2 protein-coding genes are annotated in these 1,918 nt (G+C 44.3%); both read left to right on the top strand.

Annotated features, from left to right (window positions below; genetic code table 11):
- Positions 1-1,054, top strand: a 1,054-nt coding sequence (locus A3763_RS03060) for an HD-GYP domain-containing protein (RefSeq protein ID WP_082880353.1), incomplete at its 5' end; no start/stop codon positions are given.
- Positions 1,055-1,188: 134 nt separating this feature from the next.
- A complete protein-coding gene (locus A3763_RS03055) occupies positions 1,189-1,899 on the top strand; it encodes a GspH/FimT family pseudopilin (protein ID WP_156494858.1) in 711 nt (236 codons plus the stop codon).
- The last annotated feature ends 19 nt before the right edge of the window (positions 1,900-1,918 follow it).

The following is a 1,918-nucleotide window of genomic DNA, read 5'->3' as shown; positions in this document are numbered from 1 at the left end:
CTGTGTATTTGTTTATATTGAAATTGAAAAAGAGTTTTGGCTTGAATCAGGTAAAGGCACCGTTGAAGCCAAGGAAGAGAAACAATACCCCGGTTTTCGTGAAGAACTCGAAATCCACGATGAACTACCCAAAGCCAAACTAAGCTATGAAAAAACCAAAGACCATGTCGATGAAGTATTAACAAGCCTGAGCAATGGTGAATCATTTGATATGGATGCTTCGCGTAAAGCGATTCAATCTTGCGTCAGCAGCATTCTAAATAATGCTAACGCCCTACTATGGCTTACACAGGTAAAAGAACAGCACAAGTATACAGCAGAGCATTCGTTGCGCGTCGGTATATTAGCAATTGCCTTCGGGCGTTTCATTGGATTAAAAGAGCACGAGCTAGAAACCATCGGTCTGTGCGGCATGCTACATGATATTGGTAAAACTAAAATACCAGACGACATATTGAACAAACCAGGCCGTCTAACACGCATCGAATATGACATAATGAAACAGCACTCGGTGTATGGCAAAGAACTATTAGACGAACAACAAGGCGTCAACAAACTAATTAAGGATACAGCACACTTTCATCACGAACGTATCGACGGCAAGGGCTACCCAGAAAAACTAAGTGCAGCTTACCTCCATCAGTTTGTACGCATGGTATCAATTGTCGATGTTTATGATGCAATCACAAGTACCCGTTCATACAAAGACGGCTCACCAGCCTTTGATGCTTTAAAAATTCTCTACGCCGAACGAGACAAGCACTTCGACTCCGAGCTGGTTGAAGCGTTTATTCGTATGGTAGGCATTTACCCTCCGGGTACTTTGGTCGAAATGACCAACGGTGAAGTAGGCATCGTCGTATCAGCGAACGCTGACTCTCGTCTGCGCCCTAAAGTTGAACTGGTCATGACAGCCGATAAAAAATTCCGCTCTTCCTACGTAATTAATCTGATTAAAGACCCGATAGACAAGCATGGTAAACCCTATGCTATTAAGGAAGGCATTACGAATGGTACTCACGGTGTAGACGTAAAAGACTATATCTTGCAATAAATTCAGGCGCTTTAAGCAGCCCGAAAATTAGATGTAACGCACAATTTCAATTCCGGAATTACCGTCTATCATTACTATCGACCACTTGTCTCTTTGAGCTTGTTAGTTCTGCTCCTCAACTGTTTAATGACATTATGAAAAAACATATACCCCCAATTACAAATCCGCGTTCGCCGTTAAATAAACGGCTGATGGCGGGCTTTACGCTAGTCGAGTTGATGATTACCATCGTCGTCTTAGGCATCCTATTGGCAATGGGTGCACCAAGCATACAAGAGACGATTGATAAAGCTCGGCTTACATCTCAAACCAATGCCACTCTGGGCATGCTGGCCTACGCTCGTAGTGAAGGGGCTAAACGCCCTGGTACAACCATTACACTCTGCGCGAGCAATAGCATAAACACCGGCGCACCGGCATGTGACACCAACGACTGGGAAAATGGCTGGTTTATTATGTCTGACCTTAACGGCGATCAGGTGTTAGATAACATCAATGAAGATTTAAACGGCGATAATGTACTAGACCCTGGCGAAGACCTAAATGGCAACGGCGTTCTTGATAACGCCGTCGACGAAGTCTTACGAGTTGGCGAAAGGTTAACAGGTGATAACACTCTCCGAACGTTTGGCTTTCCTAATCAAGGCTTTGTTCAGTTTGATTCAAATGGTATCCCCGGTTCCTCAGGCACTTTTGTTTTGTGTGACGAGCGCGGTATCACTGAAGCCAAAGCAATTATTATTAGTGTGATCGGCCACGTCAGGTCAGCGGTAGACGAAGAAGAAACGCCCGATGATATCGTTAACAACCATGAAGGGGTGAATGTAATATGTCCAGCAAGCTAAGCCCCTATGCATCTTCAGC

The organism is Oleiphilus sp. HI0128 (assembly GCF_001635365.1).
This window is presented reverse-complemented; position numbering and strand designations above follow the sequence as displayed.